This window comes from Bacteroidales bacterium (genome assembly GCA_041671145.1).
Taxonomy (GTDB): domain Bacteria; phylum Bacteroidota; class Bacteroidia; order Bacteroidales; family JAHJDW01; genus JAQUPB01.
Window position 1 is genome coordinate 15,144 of record JBAZBZ010000013.1, and the last position, 13,763, is coordinate 28,906.

At 30.7% G+C, this 13,763-nt stretch carries 15 protein-coding genes, 1 tRNA gene and 1 pseudogene; 6 read left to right on the plus strand and 11 right to left on the minus strand.

Annotated elements, in window-relative coordinates:
• Position 1 precedes the first annotated feature (1 nt).
• From WC223_06285 to WC223_06300, 4 genes and pseudogenes are all read left to right on the plus strand, one after another.
• Positions 2-1,408, plus strand: coding sequence for a class I SAM-dependent DNA methyltransferase (locus WC223_06285; GenBank protein ID MFA6923849.1), 1,407 nt, complete (start codon positions 2-4; stop codon positions 1,406-1,408).
• Positions 1,398-1,898, plus strand: a pseudogene (locus WC223_06290) (restriction endonuclease subunit S). The gene WC223_06285 and the pseudogene WC223_06290 overlap by 11 nt, the downstream one beginning before the upstream one ends.
• Positions 1,899-1,964: 66 nt before the next feature.
• Positions 1,965-2,948, plus strand: coding sequence for a restriction endonuclease subunit S (locus WC223_06295; protein ID MFA6923850.1), 984 nt, complete (start codon positions 1,965-1,967; stop codon positions 2,946-2,948).
• 90 nt (positions 2,949-3,038) lie between these two features.
• A complete protein-coding gene (locus WC223_06300; GenBank protein ID MFA6923851.1) occupies positions 3,039-4,457 on the plus strand; it encodes an RNA-binding domain-containing protein in 1,419 nt (472 codons plus the stop codon).
• A gap of 18 nt (positions 4,458-4,475) precedes the next feature.
• Here the strand turns inward: WC223_06300 and WC223_06305 are convergent, their stop codons facing one another.
• The 11 genes from WC223_06305 to WC223_06355 form a co-directional block, all read right to left on the minus strand.
• Positions 4,476-5,336, minus strand: coding sequence for a hypothetical protein (locus tag WC223_06305; GenBank protein ID MFA6923852.1), 861 nt, complete (start codon positions 5,334-5,336; stop codon positions 4,476-4,478).
• Positions 5,337-5,351: 15 nt separating this feature from the next.
• Positions 5,352-5,846: a hypothetical protein gene (locus WC223_06310; protein MFA6923853.1), complete on the minus strand. Its 495-nt coding sequence runs from the start codon at positions 5,844-5,846 to the stop codon at positions 5,352-5,354.
• Positions 5,843-6,499 (minus strand): cyclic-phosphate processing receiver domain-containing protein, encoded by a 657-nt coding sequence (locus WC223_06315; protein ID MFA6923854.1) that lies wholly within the window; start codon positions 6,497-6,499, stop codon positions 5,843-5,845. The genes WC223_06310 and WC223_06315 overlap by 4 nt, the downstream gene beginning before the upstream one ends.
• Positions 6,500-6,525: 26 nt before the next feature.
• Positions 6,526-7,224, minus strand: a complete 699-nt coding sequence (locus WC223_06320; protein ID MFA6923855.1) for a hypothetical protein — start codon at positions 7,222-7,224, stop codon at positions 6,526-6,528.
• A gap of 36 nt (positions 7,225-7,260) precedes the next feature.
• Positions 7,261-8,286 (minus strand): hypothetical protein, encoded by a 1,026-nt coding sequence (locus WC223_06325; protein MFA6923856.1) that lies wholly within the window; start codon positions 8,284-8,286, stop codon positions 7,261-7,263.
• Positions 8,287-8,297: 11 nt separating this feature from the next.
• The gene (locus WC223_06330; protein ID MFA6923857.1) at positions 8,298-8,702 is read right to left on the minus strand and encodes a hypothetical protein; all 405 of its coding nucleotides are present in this window, start codon (positions 8,700-8,702) and stop codon (positions 8,298-8,300) included.
• Between the two features lie 98 nt (positions 8,703-8,800).
• A complete protein-coding gene (locus tag WC223_06335; GenBank protein ID MFA6923858.1) occupies positions 8,801-9,220 on the minus strand; it encodes a hypothetical protein in 420 nt (139 codons plus the stop codon).
• A complete protein-coding gene (locus tag WC223_06340; protein MFA6923859.1) occupies positions 9,217-10,233 on the minus strand; it encodes a WYL domain-containing protein in 1,017 nt (338 codons plus the stop codon). Before WC223_06340 ends, WC223_06335 begins: the two co-directional genes overlap by 4 nt.
• A gap of 128 nt (positions 10,234-10,361) precedes the next feature.
• The gene (locus tag WC223_06345; GenBank protein ID MFA6923860.1) at positions 10,362-11,591 is read right to left on the minus strand and encodes a site-specific integrase; all 1,230 of its coding nucleotides are present in this window, start codon (positions 11,589-11,591) and stop codon (positions 10,362-10,364) included.
• 32 nt (positions 11,592-11,623) lie between these two features.
• Entirely contained in the window at positions 11,624-11,809 is a 186-nt protein-coding gene (locus tag WC223_06350) for a hypothetical protein (GenBank protein ID MFA6923861.1), read from the minus strand.
• 20 nt (positions 11,810-11,829) lie between these two features.
• Positions 11,830-11,917 (minus strand) — tRNA-Ser (locus WC223_06355).
• 99 nt (positions 11,918-12,016) lie between these two features.
• Here WC223_06355 and WC223_06360 point away from each other — a divergent pair.
• Positions 12,017-12,379, plus strand: a complete 363-nt coding sequence (locus WC223_06360) for a YraN family protein (GenBank protein MFA6923862.1) — start codon at positions 12,017-12,019, stop codon at positions 12,377-12,379.
• Positions 12,380-12,446: 67 nt separating this feature from the next.
• Positions 12,447-13,727, plus strand: a complete 1,281-nt coding sequence (locus WC223_06365; GenBank protein MFA6923863.1) for a pitrilysin family protein — start codon at positions 12,447-12,449, stop codon at positions 13,725-13,727.
• Positions 13,728-13,763: the final 36 nt, after the last annotated feature.

The following is a 13,763-nucleotide window of genomic DNA, read 5'->3' on the forward strand; positions in this document are numbered from 1 at the left end:
AATGAGTGATGTAGTAAACAAATTGTGGGGATTTTGCCACACCCTGAGACACGAAGGAATTGATTATAACGATTACATTGAACAATTATCTTTTTTATTGTTCTTGAAAATGGCTGATGAAAAAGAAGTGCATCTAACGGAGAAATACAATTGGCAGGCACTTAAAAATTTAAGCGGTGGCGATTTGATGGATCATTATACTGATACATTAAAAGAATTAGCCAAAGAACCGGGTTTGCTTGGCGAAATTTTCACACAGGCACAAAACCGTTTCAATAATCCGGTGAGTTTAAAGAAACTGCTGAACCTTATTGAAGAAGACGAATGGACTTCGATGGATGTTGATGTAAAAGGAGCCGCTTTTGAAGGACTTTTGGAAAAAGCTGCCAGTGAAGGAAAGAAAGGGGCAGGACAATATTTTACACCACGACCATTAATACAAAGCATGGTGCGACTAATAAAACCAGACCCAAGAGGCAAATCAACATTTACCATTTCCGACCCTGCTTGTGGTACAGGCGGTTTCTTGGTTTGTGCTTACGAATGGCTTATGCACGAATGTAAAGGTGCAATACCCCGTGAAGATGTAAAACGAATACGTGAAAAAACATATTACGGACAAGAATTAGTTGCACGACCAAGACGACTTGCATTGATGAATATGTATTTGCATGGTGTAACTCCAAAAATAAAATTAGGCGATACCATTTACAATACACCCGGAAGCGACCGCTTTGATGTGGTATTGGCTAATCCGCCGTTTGGAACTAAAGGAGCTAATCAGGTTCCCGAACGAGACGATTTTACTGTTGAAACAAGCAACAAGCAATTAAATTTTGTGCAACACATTATGAGTACGCTTAAAACAAGCGGACGTGCTGCAATTGTGCTACCCGACAATGTTTTGTTTGAAGATAAAGCAGGCGAGGTATTTGAAATACTTATGCAAGATTGCAACCTGCACACTATTTTGCGATTACCACGAGGCACATTTACTCCGTATGCACAAGGTGTAAAAGCAAATGTAATATTTTTCCAAAAAGGTTTGCCTACCGAAAAAGTTTGGATTTACGATAACCGAAGCAACATTGAAGGCATTACAAAAAAAGACCGACCGCTTACAGCTAAATATTTTGAGGAGTTTGAGCAATGTTATGGAAAAGATGTAAATGGAAATAGTAAGCGAATAGACCAAGGCGAAACAGGACGTTTCCGTTGCTTTACATTGGAAGAAATAAAAAAACGAAATTATAAATTAGATATTACTTGGCTAAAAGACGACAGCATTGAAGATGCCGACAGCTTACCTGAACCAAATGAATTAGCAACAGAAACCATTACCGAATTAGAAGCAGTGGTTGATGATTTACGTGAAATATTAACCCTATTGGAAAATAATGGAGAATAGTTTACCACAAGGTTGGGTTGAATGCAGTTTAGGCAAAATCGTAACTGCAAAAAAAGGCAAGAAACCTATATCAGTTATTTGTGAGCCAAGAGAAGGATATGTGCCGTACATTCTGATTGATGAAATGGAAGGAAAGCCAATTAGAACTTATACAAATGACCCAAAGGTTTCCATTGTTGATGAGAGTGAAGTATTATTGGTGTGGGATGGTAGTATTGGGAAATGTGGAAGCGGTTTAAAAGGGGCTATAGGTTCGACTTTAGTTGGATTAAAAGTATTAGATAAAATTCAAACAAAATTTCTTGAATACACTATTAAGCAACAGAATAACTTTATTAAAGAAACAAGTACTGGAACAGGATTACAGCATATCAATAAAGATTTTTTTGAAATCTGAAAAATACCACTCCCGCCACTTCCCGAGCAACACCGCATCGTAGCAAAGTTAGATGCATTAATACTAAAAGCTGAAAGTAACAAACAACGCATAGAAAAAATACCAAAACTTTTCAAACGATTTAGACAAAGCGTACTGGCTGCCGCTGTATGCGGTAAATTGACAGAGAATTGGAGGGATAAGAACAAAGATAAAAAAACAATATTTGATATTATTGAAAGTATTGTAGAAAGAAGAAAACTTGATTACGAGAATTTAGTTAAGGAAATGTCTTTGTTGGGTAAAAGCAAACCACGAAAACCTGAGAATTTAATACCTAATGTGAAAAGTAATGATAATTTTCCTGAAACTTGGGGAACTATGACATTTTCGGATATATCTTCAACAAAACAATATTCTATGAGTAGCGGACCTTTCGGCTCTTCATTAGGAACAAAGGATTACAAAGAAAATGGAGTTCCTGTTGTTAGAGGACAGAATATACAAGGCGGAGTGTTTATAGCTAAAAATTTTGTTTTTATTTCTAAAGAAAAGGCAATTGAATTGGCAAGGTCTTCTGCTGTCCCTGATGATATAGTTATTGTTGCAGTTGGGGCAGGGGTGGGTAATTCAGCAATAATTCCTAACGAAATAGATAAAGTTGTTTTATCTCAAAACTGCAATAAATTTACTTTGGATATAGGTTTTATAATACCTAAGTTCATTTTATTCAATTTACAAGTATCCGTTCTAAAAGAACAAATGGATGATGTTACCACCGATACTGCAAGAGAATTTCTGAGTTTAACTAATTTAAAGAAATTAAATTTTCCAATTCCCCCAATCGAAGAACAAAAAGAAATCGTTCGCAGAGTAGAAAAACTCTTTTCCTTTGCCGATAAAGTAGAAGCCCGCTACACCAAAGCAAAAGTTATGTTGGATAAACTACCGCAAAGTATTTTAGCAAAGGCATTTCGTGGTGAGTTGGTTCCGCAAAATGTAAACGATGAGCCGGCAAGTATGCTGTTGGAAAGAATAAAGAAAGAAAAGGAAAAAATAGTTGAGCAAAAAAAGAATAAAAAAAACAAAAAATATTTGGTTGAGGAAACAGAAATAAAGATTGCAGCAGAGGAAAAGGAAAGCTATAAGAAGAAAAAACAATAAAGTTAAAAAAGGGGAAACAAATAAAAGATATTCTGAACAAAGCACTCAACAAAATTTAAAAAAAATATTTCTAATTTAGAAAAATAAAATATGAATAAAAGCGAACTCATAGAAAAATTATCTGATATTGAATGGGAAGATTTTGAAGTGAAGGAAGCTAAATCAGAAGTCCCCAAAAATAGTTGGGAAACTGTTAGTGCATTTTCCAATACTGCCGGAGGGTGGTTGGTATTTGGTGTAAAACAATCAGGTAAGCATTTTGAAATTACCGGAGTTGATAATATTGAAAAAGTAGAAAACGATTTTATTACAACGTTAAGAAGCGGTAAATTCAATGTTATAATCACTCCATCTTGTAAAAGATATAAGTTCGACAAGAAAAATGTTTTAGCTTTTTATTTCCCTATTTCGGAAAAACGCCCTGTTTATTTTAATTCACAATCAAATACTTTTATTCGCACAGGTAGCGGAGACCAGAGAGCTACTAAAGAAGAAATTGATGCAATGTTTCGTAATCAATCATACGGAACAAAAGACAAAGAACTTACTAAATATACTATTAAAGACCTTCATAAATCTTCATTGGAAAGTTATCGTGAATATTTGAAAAGTATTAATCCATCTCATCATTATAACAATCTTAAAACAGATGAATTTCTTGAAAAACTTCATGTTTTACGTGATGGTAAAGTTACTATTGGCGGTTTGCTTGTTTTTGGTAAATATGATGTAATAGAAGATTTAATAACTGATTTTCGAGTTGATTATATTGAAGTTCCTGGCACTTCATACTCTGATTCAGAAGTCCGATTTACTTATAGAATTAATGAGGAAGAAAATTTATATCAGTATTTTTTCAGCATTATGAGTAGGTTGGGAAAAAAGATTGAGCTTCCGTTTAAACTTACAAATATTGGAATGGCAACAGATAATCAGCCACAAATGGTTGCTATAAGAGAGGCATTGGTTAATTTGCTTATTCATTCCGACTATTTTAGCACAATGAAACCACGTATAAGAACTTTCACAGACCGCATTGAATTTATGAATCCAGGTGGCTTGCCTAAAGATATTGAATCTATTATCAAAGAAGATTATACGCAACCACGAAACCCAATTATTGCAAGAATATTTCGTGTAATAAAATTGGCAGAAACAGCCGGTTCTGGATTTGACAAAATGTTTAAAGGATGGAAAACTTATTATAATAGCAAACCTGTAATTGAAGGTGCTTTTGATTATTATAAGATAACTTTTACTACTCAAAAGAAAAAAAGTGAGGTGAAAAGTAAGGTGAAAAGTGAGGTGAAAAGTAAGTTGAAAAGTAAGTTGGAAATTATGGAACTAATAAAAGCTAATAAAGAAATAACCATTTCTGAAATTGCCGTTAAACTTGGTTTTTCAAAAAGCGGAATCGAAAAGCAAATTACAAAATTGAAAGAAGAAGGCATTTTAAAAAGAATTGGACCGGATAAAGGAGGGCACTGGAAAATTATTGAGAAAAATTAAAGCAAACATAAAAACTTTCTACACTTTCGGAATATAAATATCTGCATTACCAAAACTAAGTTTATTAAAATAATTTGGTTTGTCAATGTTTTGAGTGTTTGTCAGAAGTTTTGGCAGAGTAGCAGCAAGACAGAAAATAACAGGCAAACTATATTTAGGATATTTAATAATCGAATAAAGTAAAATTGCTCCACCAAATGCTAATCCTATCTTTTGACCTTTTGTAAAATTAATATTTGAAAAAAGTTTAGTTATTTTTTCAAAATTTTCTTCTTGTATTTTCTTTTTTGCTATTTCAAAATTATTTGGTGCAATGAAACCATTATACAAGCCAATAAATATATCTTGACGAGAAATTTTATTACCAACAATTAATCCACGAGGCATTAAAAGTTTTTTTGTGCCTATATTGCATGAAATCGAACTTGCAACAATATCTTGTTTTGATGTTTCTGTTTGTATGTTTTCTGAAGAAATACTATCAATAAAATCAATTCCTTTCGTTGGGTGTGTATGAAACCTCAATGGTAAATAACCATGAGTAAGAACAACATTCAATTCTTGATTTAGTTGGACTATATCGGGTAAATACGCATTTGATTTATTTAAATCGTCAGCCCTTTTATTGTCTTCAATAGCATTTCTAACAAAACTAACTTTATCAACTAAAAATAAATTTTCATTATCGTTATTTGTTGGCTTTGCCCATAAAACACCACCAATTTCTTCATTAGATAGGTAGCTTTTCTTTAATCTACCTACAATGTCTGATTTTATTCTAAAACGGCATGGTGTTTTTAAATGAAAAATTTCTTGTTCATTTTCAATTTTAATTTCCAAAAATCCTTTTTTTTGTAATTCTGTAATTAGCTTTTCCATATTTTTTTGCATTTCTTAAATTTTTAAATATTTTTTTAGTTTGCGATATTCTTTTCGAGGAAATGAATATCTCTCATCCCATTTTTCTTTATATCCTTTTTCACCATAACTCTTTAAAATGTTTTGCATGTTGGAAAAAATCAATTTAGCAAAGGAAGCAATGTATATAATAGTTTCCGTTATAAAAACATAATTAATATTTTTATTTACTTCATTACCATTTTCATCTATGAAATTAAAACTAATCCACTCGTCTGCCAAAAAAAGTTTCAATAAAATCTCCCTGTCGTTTAATTTTGTTAGTGTCAATTTGTATTCACCGGGTTCACAAATAAAAATAACATCGGAAGAATTTGCTTTCTTTGAAATTATATTATTTATACCATTTAAAAGTTCAAATGGCGGATTATTGAAATATGAAGCGTCTATTTGAATTTTTTTATTCTCAAACTGAAGATATACCTTAGCCCATCCGTATCCTAAAAGTTTATATTTGAAATCAAAATTCATTTTTTTTTGTTTTTTAATTCTAAGTATTTTTCAAAAAGTTCAGATTGTTTAAATTCTTCAAGCACTTCTTCAGAAAGCATTTCAAGTGTAATTTGTTCACGAAAAAGCCACCTATATATATGAACATTGTTGTTATAAGTTAATGGAGGTTTAATTTTTTTCACTCCCTCTTGTATCATCGGTGCATCTCGTGCAAACCCAATTTTTGCATGTTCTTTAAGCATTCTACATTGTTCCTTTGCTTTTTCTAAGGTAATCGGCTGTTGCTTTAATAATAGCTTCTTCGCCAATTTGGCTCTTTCCTGAAATGATATATTGTAATTCTTTAAATTTTTAATATAATTATTCAGCAATCCTTTTATTTGCTCTTTAGCAACAGGGTTTGCTGAATGAACTTTGAATTTTAAGTTTCTAATATCAATTTCTGATTCATAGACAAGCCATTTGGCACAAGCATACCCGTCTAAAGCAACTTTTCCTTTTTCATCCAGTCCTAAATCATTATCGAAAGAAATGAATTCAGGAAGCCCTTTTTCAATAATAACTCTTTTAAAATCATTAAAACTACGAACGATAATAAAATCGGTTTCCTCCAAATGCGGATAAATTGTTTTTGCATTTCTAAAATCGTCTAAAAATAATTTGTAGTTCATTTTGAAAATATTTTTTAATCTTAAAATTAAATTTTCAATTTTGTCCGTAAATTAAAGATTAAATGTTTTGCTTTAACTTTAGTCAATCCTTCTTCCACATAGTAATTAATAGAAGAATTTACATATTTTTTGTATCGTTTGTAATGGTCTTTATCATCTGTTAGAATTGGTGCAATCCTATTTAATTCTACTGATGTCTGCTTGTAAAAACTAATAGATGTAAACACTTTTATTCTTTGCAAGCTGTCCTTAATATATTTTTTATTTTTTTCGCAAATATCTATTAATAAAAGTTGGTTTGAATTTGCTTGTTTGTCAAAAAGGCAAACCTCTAATTCCACTTTGTTTTCAAGTGAGGTAAACCAACCAGAAATTTTGTAGTTATCAAAAAGCATTCTTACAAGTTTGTTTCGTCTGTTTATATCCCAGTGTTTAATGTCAAGGTCGTTAAAATCAGGATTGCTATCCAATGGAAAAACGCTGTTGTATAGTCGAGGTAAAGCAGAAATTGTCCAGCTCATGTGATTAAGATATTCAACTAAAAAAATAATTTTTATATCAATTTTGGTTTTCCAAACCTGTACTTTATCAAAGAATCCTTTTGCAACCCAATATTTTGTTGCAAAAAACATACAATCGTCAAATGAATTGTTTTCGTGCCCTCTATACAAAAGCGTGTTTTTGGGTATAATGCAGTATCCGTATATTTCAGTAAGTTTTTCCATTATTTATTTTGTAGTTTATATTTACTAATTTATAATTTAATCTGCATCTGAAATTGCAAGTATCCAAAATTCTCCTTTTATTTTATCAAAAATAAAGTATGTGTAATCCCAATATCCGGTAAACCAATTTGACCATGCACTTAAAATTTGATAAACTTCAAAATCATCGTAACGATTTTGTATTATCTCATTTGCAAATTTATGTGATTTGTTTTTTGTGCTTGATGCTGTACGAAGGTGTTCTATATATGCACCTCCATAATAAGCCATTTTTGCAAGCAATCCATCTAAAATAAACGAATTAACTTTTTCAATTTTTACGTCTGCAATATTTTGCCCCAAACCATAATTATATGTGGTAAATCCCTCAACTAATTTTTTATAAATTTTATTTTTTAATAAGGATTTATTTGAAAGTAGTTGTATAAAAACTCTATTAACTTTAATCTCGTCCTGTATATATTTACCAATTCCAAACCAATGAATACACTGTCCAAACTTATATTTGTCTGTTGCTGAAAATCCAAGTAAAATTGGATTTTTATAAATAAAAATTTTCTTTAAGTCGGAAAAGAAAAAATCATTAGTTAGCCATGAATTGCTAATGCTTGTAAACTCGGCATTACTGAGAGATTCGATTATTTCATCCTCGCTGATTTTTGGTATATTACTTTCAATAAAGTTAACCTCTACTGTTTCGTCTTTTTTTAATGGTAATTTACATAATGAAAATTTTATTTTCCAGTTATCAAAGTTGAGATAATCTTTTTTAAAATTAATATATTTCATATCAAATTCAAAAGATTGATTTATATTAAAAACAGATTGAATTTGGTTTTTTTTTGTTTTTAAATCAGCAGAACTAACTATTGACCCCCTTCCATTACCTTTTTTATCAAGAACGGAAATATCAATCATAACAGATGTTAATTCTTTTATTCTTTTCTTCCAGTTTTTATCTTTTGTATTAAACTTTATTGTCGTAATTTTTATTACTGGTCTTTCTATATATGAAATACACTCAATCATTTTATCTTTATTAAATATTATTGTTCTTTCCATAAACATACTTTTTAAGAAACCTGTATTCTATATATTCCCGAATCGTTCCGCAATATTCCATGTGATGAAAGTGAATCTTCTGAACGACCTTCAATAAAATCAAAAACAACCCAGTCCTTTGGTATTCGAGGAAACACTAAAATAAATGTTAATGAATCACCTAATTTTTTTAAAAAATGTTTTGATGGTGCATAAGGAATATTAATTGCGGTAATCATTTTAATACTCTTACCTGAAATAGTATCTTGCAGAATACACGTTTTGTAAATATTTACCCACCAACCACAATTATATTTTGGGGATGTGGTGTAGCGACAATATAACATTGTAACAGGTGCGTCTTCAGTAGAAGTAACAGTTAATCCAATTGGTTTAACTATTGTTTTTTCTTTTATTAGAATCTTATTTGATGACATAATATTTGTTTTAATAATTAGTTGCGTTCAAAAAATATTAAAACAAAATTATTATAGCAAAAAGTAATGTAAATGCGTTTTGCATTTTTTGTGAAAAATTATTCGGAAATCAACAAAGGTATTGCTGATGTTGGGTTCAGTTGAATATCATAATAATTAAAATCCGTTGGTTTTGGATTTTCTTTTTCTATAATATCAAATGAATTGATGCCTGCCGGAAGTGTTGGAAAATAAAGAGAAAATAATAAATTATCAACAGTGCTTTTGAAATGATATTTTTCAGGAGCGTATGGAATATTTTCTGCTTTAATAAGAAAAAGTTTATTATCAGAACCCTTAACACAAATAAATGTTTTTGGAGCAATAGTTACCCAACCACCACGAACATAATACGAATCGCACTGATAACCGAAATCAATTCGAGTATGCTTTTCAGAAGTTATTACTCTTAATAATTGAGGATGTTCGTTATTAGGTTTATGCTTAGGAAGATTATATAGATGACTAATATTTTTCATTTCTTAGAATAATTTATTTTTGCATTACACAAAGATTCTAAAACTTTTTTATATAATGTTTGAGGTTTGATAACCTTAATGTTTATACTATTTTGAATAAAATAATTCAATAGTTCCTGTGAAGGAATGAGTTCTAATTCAAAGACGACACTACCATACGCTCCAGTTTTTTTAACAATTTGTGATTTATGTATTGGATTTGATTTTAAATATTCAGATAATAGCGGATTTGCAATGAAAATGATTTTTTGTTTTTTTTCATTTGGCAAAGGATAAGTACCGTAAACATTGCTAAAATAACTTTCGGTTATTTCGGAAGGAGTATCGTGAAAAGGAATTTTGAGCATTATAGGATTGCTGACTCTATCAAGACCAAATGTGCGAAGACATTTATGCTGTTCGGAATATGCCACTAAATACCATTTATTCTGAAATTCTTTAAGAAGCAAAGGATGTGCAATAATTGAATTAAAATGGCGATTTTTATATGAATAATGAATAAAACATACCGGAATTTTTTTTACGATGGTATGAAGGAAAAACTCAAAATTTTCAAAGCCCTTATGTTGAATCTGTGAATCTGTTTGTATAATCTTATATCTTTTTTCCTGTTGAAGCGTTTTTTCCTTTAATGAAGCAAATATCTTTTGAACAGCTTGATTATAATTCTCACTTATGCGACTGCCTGTAAAAGCTGAAAGAACATCCGTCATAGCTTCAAGAGATTCGATTTCTTCGCTGTTTAGTGGTATTGTATGAATAGAATATTCCTTGTCGGAATAATAATAACCTTGATTGCTTCTGCTAAAACAGATTGGTGCTTTGTATTCGAGAGCTTCATCTTCTTTCATTACCTTAATGTCCTTCTGAATTGTAGAGATAGAAAAGGATTTGCCAAGTTTATCTTCACAAGCCCTGACAATATCATCCATAGTAGGATAAGGATGAAATCGGTCTGTGAGGCATTCATCAATTATTTTGTAGCGGATATATGCTTCTTTGTTTATTGGCAAGATTTACAAATTAAATAACAGATACAAAAATAACAATTTGTAAGATGTATGATGAAAATTACTTTAAAAAAAATCAAAGCAAAATTACATTAAAGTTGAAAGCCATATTTAAAAGAATAATCACTATATCAAACAGCTATATTATTATCGTATTTTGCAAATATCTTTTGCATATCCTTATTTATAAGCTCATCCACCACACGAGCATATTTCTTTGTCATATTAATACTCGAATGACCGAGCATTTTAGATACAACTTCCATTGAAACCTGATTTGAAAGAGTTACAGTTGTTGCGAAAGTGTGCCGTGCTGTGTGCATACTTAATTTTTTATTAATCCCGCAAACATCAGCTATTTCTTTTAAATACGAGTTCATTCTTTGGTTAGTTAAAACAGGTAAGACCTTATTTCTTTCAATACATTTTGGATAATTCTTATATTTATCAAGTATTTGCATTGCCATAGGAAGCAAAGGAATATGACACCAATTTTTTGTTTTCTGCCTTTTCTTTTTAATCCAATAATGTCCGTCTTTTTCTTTTATAATGTCGGATTCGGTTAAATTGCTTACATCAACAAAAGATAGCCCGGTAAAGCAACAAAACAAATAAATATCTTTTACGTTTTGCAGTCGTTCAATTCTAAATTCCTTTTGAATTACATTGTTTAATTCATCTTCGCTTAAATAAGCCATATCAACATCGTCCAAATGAAATTTGATGTTTTTAAAAGGATCAGCTTTCAGCCATCCGTTTGCTAAAGCAATTCGAACAATCTTTTTAAAGTTCTTTATATACTTTGTTGTAGTGTTATGATTGCAATCTCTCGTAGTTTTCAGGTAAAATTCAAAATCATTTATAAACAGGGGAGTAATTTCATGCAAAAGCATATCATCTCTGCTGTATTTACGCCTGATAAATTCTTTTAAATGTTTATAGCAAGTAAAATAGCGTTCTACTGTGCCTTCAGCAAAATCCTTATTTACTAACTGCCTGCATTTCTCATTGTGTTCGGCAAATACCTGTAAAATCGTTCTTGTTTTTTCTTCAATTCCGAGATAGGAATTTTTTAATTCTGTTGCAGTTAATATTTTGTTTTGTTCTTCAATCTCTCTTTTGTGTTCAAATAATTTCATTTTCACAAAATCGAGATAAGAGTTTAAATCCCGGGACTGCTTTGTAAAGCCCTTTATACATCCTTTGTGATTGTCCCAATTTTCAGCTTCAATGCTTTTTTGCAAGCTGAATTCTGCTCTTTGTCTGTTTACGGTTATTCTTGCAAGAATCGGAGCAGTACCATTTTTTAATGTTTTTGTGCGTTTGATGTAGAATAGCACGGTAAAAGTTGCACGTTTCATAATGAAAAATTTAAGTTTAACAAAATTATGAATTAAGTGCAAAAAGGCGAAATGCAAAGTACTGCAAGCCAATGAATAATATCCTTATTCGGTGGACTAAAAACAAAAAAAACTAAGTCCACCGAATAAGCCACCGGATAAGTGCTTTTTTTAGCTTTTTTTTGCTTTCCGAAAAAACAAAAACCACCGAAAATATCAATAAATTCGGTGGTTTGCATTTTTCTGCATTTTTTATCAGCGGAGAGAATGGGATTCGAACCCATGGCACCCTTTTGGAGTGCACACGCTTTCCAAGCGTGCCTCTTAAGCCACTCGAGCATCTCTCCTTGCATTTTGAGAATGCAAATCTACAAAAAATAATTGATTTTATGGCATTATGAATTACTGAAAAATATTAATTTTGCAAGGATTTTAATTCGGAATCAATGTCGGAACAAAGCATACTTGGCAAACTTGGTGAAAAACTTGCGGTTGAATTTTTAAAGGAAAAAGGATATAAAATAATTGCAACCAACTGGCGTTTTGGTAAAAAAGAAATTGATATCATAGCAAAGGATGGTGAATATATTGTAATGGTTGAAGTTAAAACAAGAAGCAGCGATTATTTTGGAGAGCCGGAAGATTCGGTTACCCGAAGAAAACAAAAATATTTGGTAAAAGCTGCCAATAATTTCATTTGTAAAAAAAACATAAATAATGAAACGAGATTTGATGTGATAGGAATTGTTTTTGATGAAGGCAAACCGATTTTTGACCATATTATTGATGCTTTTTATCCTACTCTTTAAGCAACCTTTTCTTGTTTTTTATTGTCTATAATAAAAAAGGAACTATAAATCTTCATAAATAATTATCATGATAAATCGCAAAAGTCCACCTGAATACAGCCGTGTAGAAGATATATGTTTTACGGAACCTGAAAAATGTTTGTTTGATAATAATATTGAGGTGTTTACTCTCAATATTGGCATGCAGGATGTTGTTAAAATCGAATTTATTTTTAATGCAGGAATGTGGGAACAAGATATACCATTAGTTGCAACTGCATGTAATTCAATGCTTATTGAAGGAACAAAAAAATATACGGCTGATGAAATTGCTGAAAGTATTGATTTTTGTGGTTCTTACATTGAAACAGGTATTAATCAAGATTTGGCATCAGTTTCACTTTATACTTTAAATAAGCATTTGGCAAAAACATTGCCTTTAGTTGAAGAAATTATTAAAAATGCCGTTTTTCCCGAAAAAGAGCTTGACATATATTTTAATAATAATAAACAGAGGTTTTTAGTTAAAAATAAAAAGGTAAAATATATTGCTAAAAATAAATTTTCAGAATCTTTATTTGGCAAGCAGCATCCTTACAATACCTCGTTAAATATTAGTGATTTTGATAATGTGAAAAGGAAAAATATTATTGATTTTTATAAAAAATCATATTGTTCAAATAATTGTAAAGTAATAATATCAGGTAAAGCAGAAAAAAACTGTATTAAACTTGTTGAAAAATATTTTGGCGGGAATGATTGGTCTAATAAAAATTTCTTTTCAGATAAAAAAAATCTTGTAAAAACTACAAATAAAAAAAGAATTTATGAAAACAAACCCGATGCCGTTCAATCGGCAATAAGAATCGGCAGATTACTTTTCAACAGGAAGCATGCTGGTTTCCAGAATATGCAAATTCTTAATATGCTCTTTGGCGGGTATTTCGGGTCAAGATTAATGTCAAACATCAGAGAAGATAAAGGATACACTTATGGCATAGGGTCGGGCATAGTATCGCTGAAAAATGCGGGTTACTTTTTTATAGCTACCGAAGTAGGAGTTGAGTTTTGCGAAAAAACCATTGATGAAATATTTCGCGAAATTAAGCGTTTAAAGGATAAAAAGGTGGGAGAAGACGAATTGAAGCTTGTGAAAAATTATATGCTTGGCACAATATTGCGTGAAGCTGATGGTCCGTTTTCTTTGGCGGAAATGTATAAATCGGTGCTCCAATATGGCTTGAATTTTAGTTATTACAAGAGTTTTATTGAAAACATTAAAAAAGCAAATCCTGATTTGCTTCTCGAACTTGCTAATAAATATTTTGATGAAGAAAAAATGAAAGAGATTATTGTAGGAAAAATTTAAACCTTTTTAGTGAATTTATTGTATAACAATATTAAT

What these genes read in the sequence shown, in the direction of transcription:
- WC223_06285 (MFA6923849.1), top strand. Translation starts at nt 2, where the DNA reads ATGAGTGATGTAGTAAACAAATTGTGGGGATTTTGCCACACCCTGAGA.
- WC223_06300 (MFA6923851.1), top strand. Translation starts at nt 3,039, where the DNA reads ATGAATAAAAGCGAACTCATAGAAAAATTATCTGATATTGAATGGGAA.
- WC223_06305 (MFA6923852.1), bottom strand. Translation starts at nt 5,336, where the DNA reads ATGGAAAAGCTAATTACAGAATTACAAAAAAAAGGATTTTTGGAAATT.
- WC223_06310 (MFA6923853.1), bottom strand. Translation starts at nt 5,846, where the DNA reads ATGAATTTTGATTTCAAATATAAACTTTTAGGATACGGATGGGCTAAG.
- WC223_06315 (MFA6923854.1), bottom strand. Translation starts at nt 6,499, where the DNA reads ATGAACTACAAATTATTTTTAGACGATTTTAGAAATGCAAAAACAATT.
- WC223_06320 (MFA6923855.1), bottom strand. Translation starts at nt 7,224, where the DNA reads ATGGAAAAACTTACTGAAATATACGGATACTGCATTATACCCAAAAAC.
- WC223_06325 (MFA6923856.1), bottom strand. Translation starts at nt 8,286, where the DNA reads ATGGAAAGAACAATAATATTTAATAAAGATAAAATGATTGAGTGTATT.
- WC223_06330 (MFA6923857.1), bottom strand. Translation starts at nt 8,702, where the DNA reads ATGTCATCAAATAAGATTCTAATAAAAGAAAAAACAATAGTTAAACCA.
- WC223_06335 (MFA6923858.1), bottom strand. Translation starts at nt 9,220, where the DNA reads ATGAAAAATATTAGTCATCTATATAATCTTCCTAAGCATAAACCTAAT.
- WC223_06345 (MFA6923860.1), bottom strand. Translation starts at nt 11,591, where the DNA reads ATGAAACGTGCAACTTTTACCGTGCTATTCTACATCAAACGCACAAAA.
- WC223_06350 (MFA6923861.1), bottom strand. Translation starts at nt 11,809, where the DNA reads ATGCAAACCACCGAATTTATTGATATTTTCGGTGGTTTTTGTTTTTTC.
- WC223_06360 (MFA6923862.1), top strand. Translation starts at nt 12,017, where the DNA reads ATGTCGGAACAAAGCATACTTGGCAAACTTGGTGAAAAACTTGCGGTT.
- WC223_06365 (MFA6923863.1), top strand. Translation starts at nt 12,447, where the DNA reads ATGATAAATCGCAAAAGTCCACCTGAATACAGCCGTGTAGAAGATATA.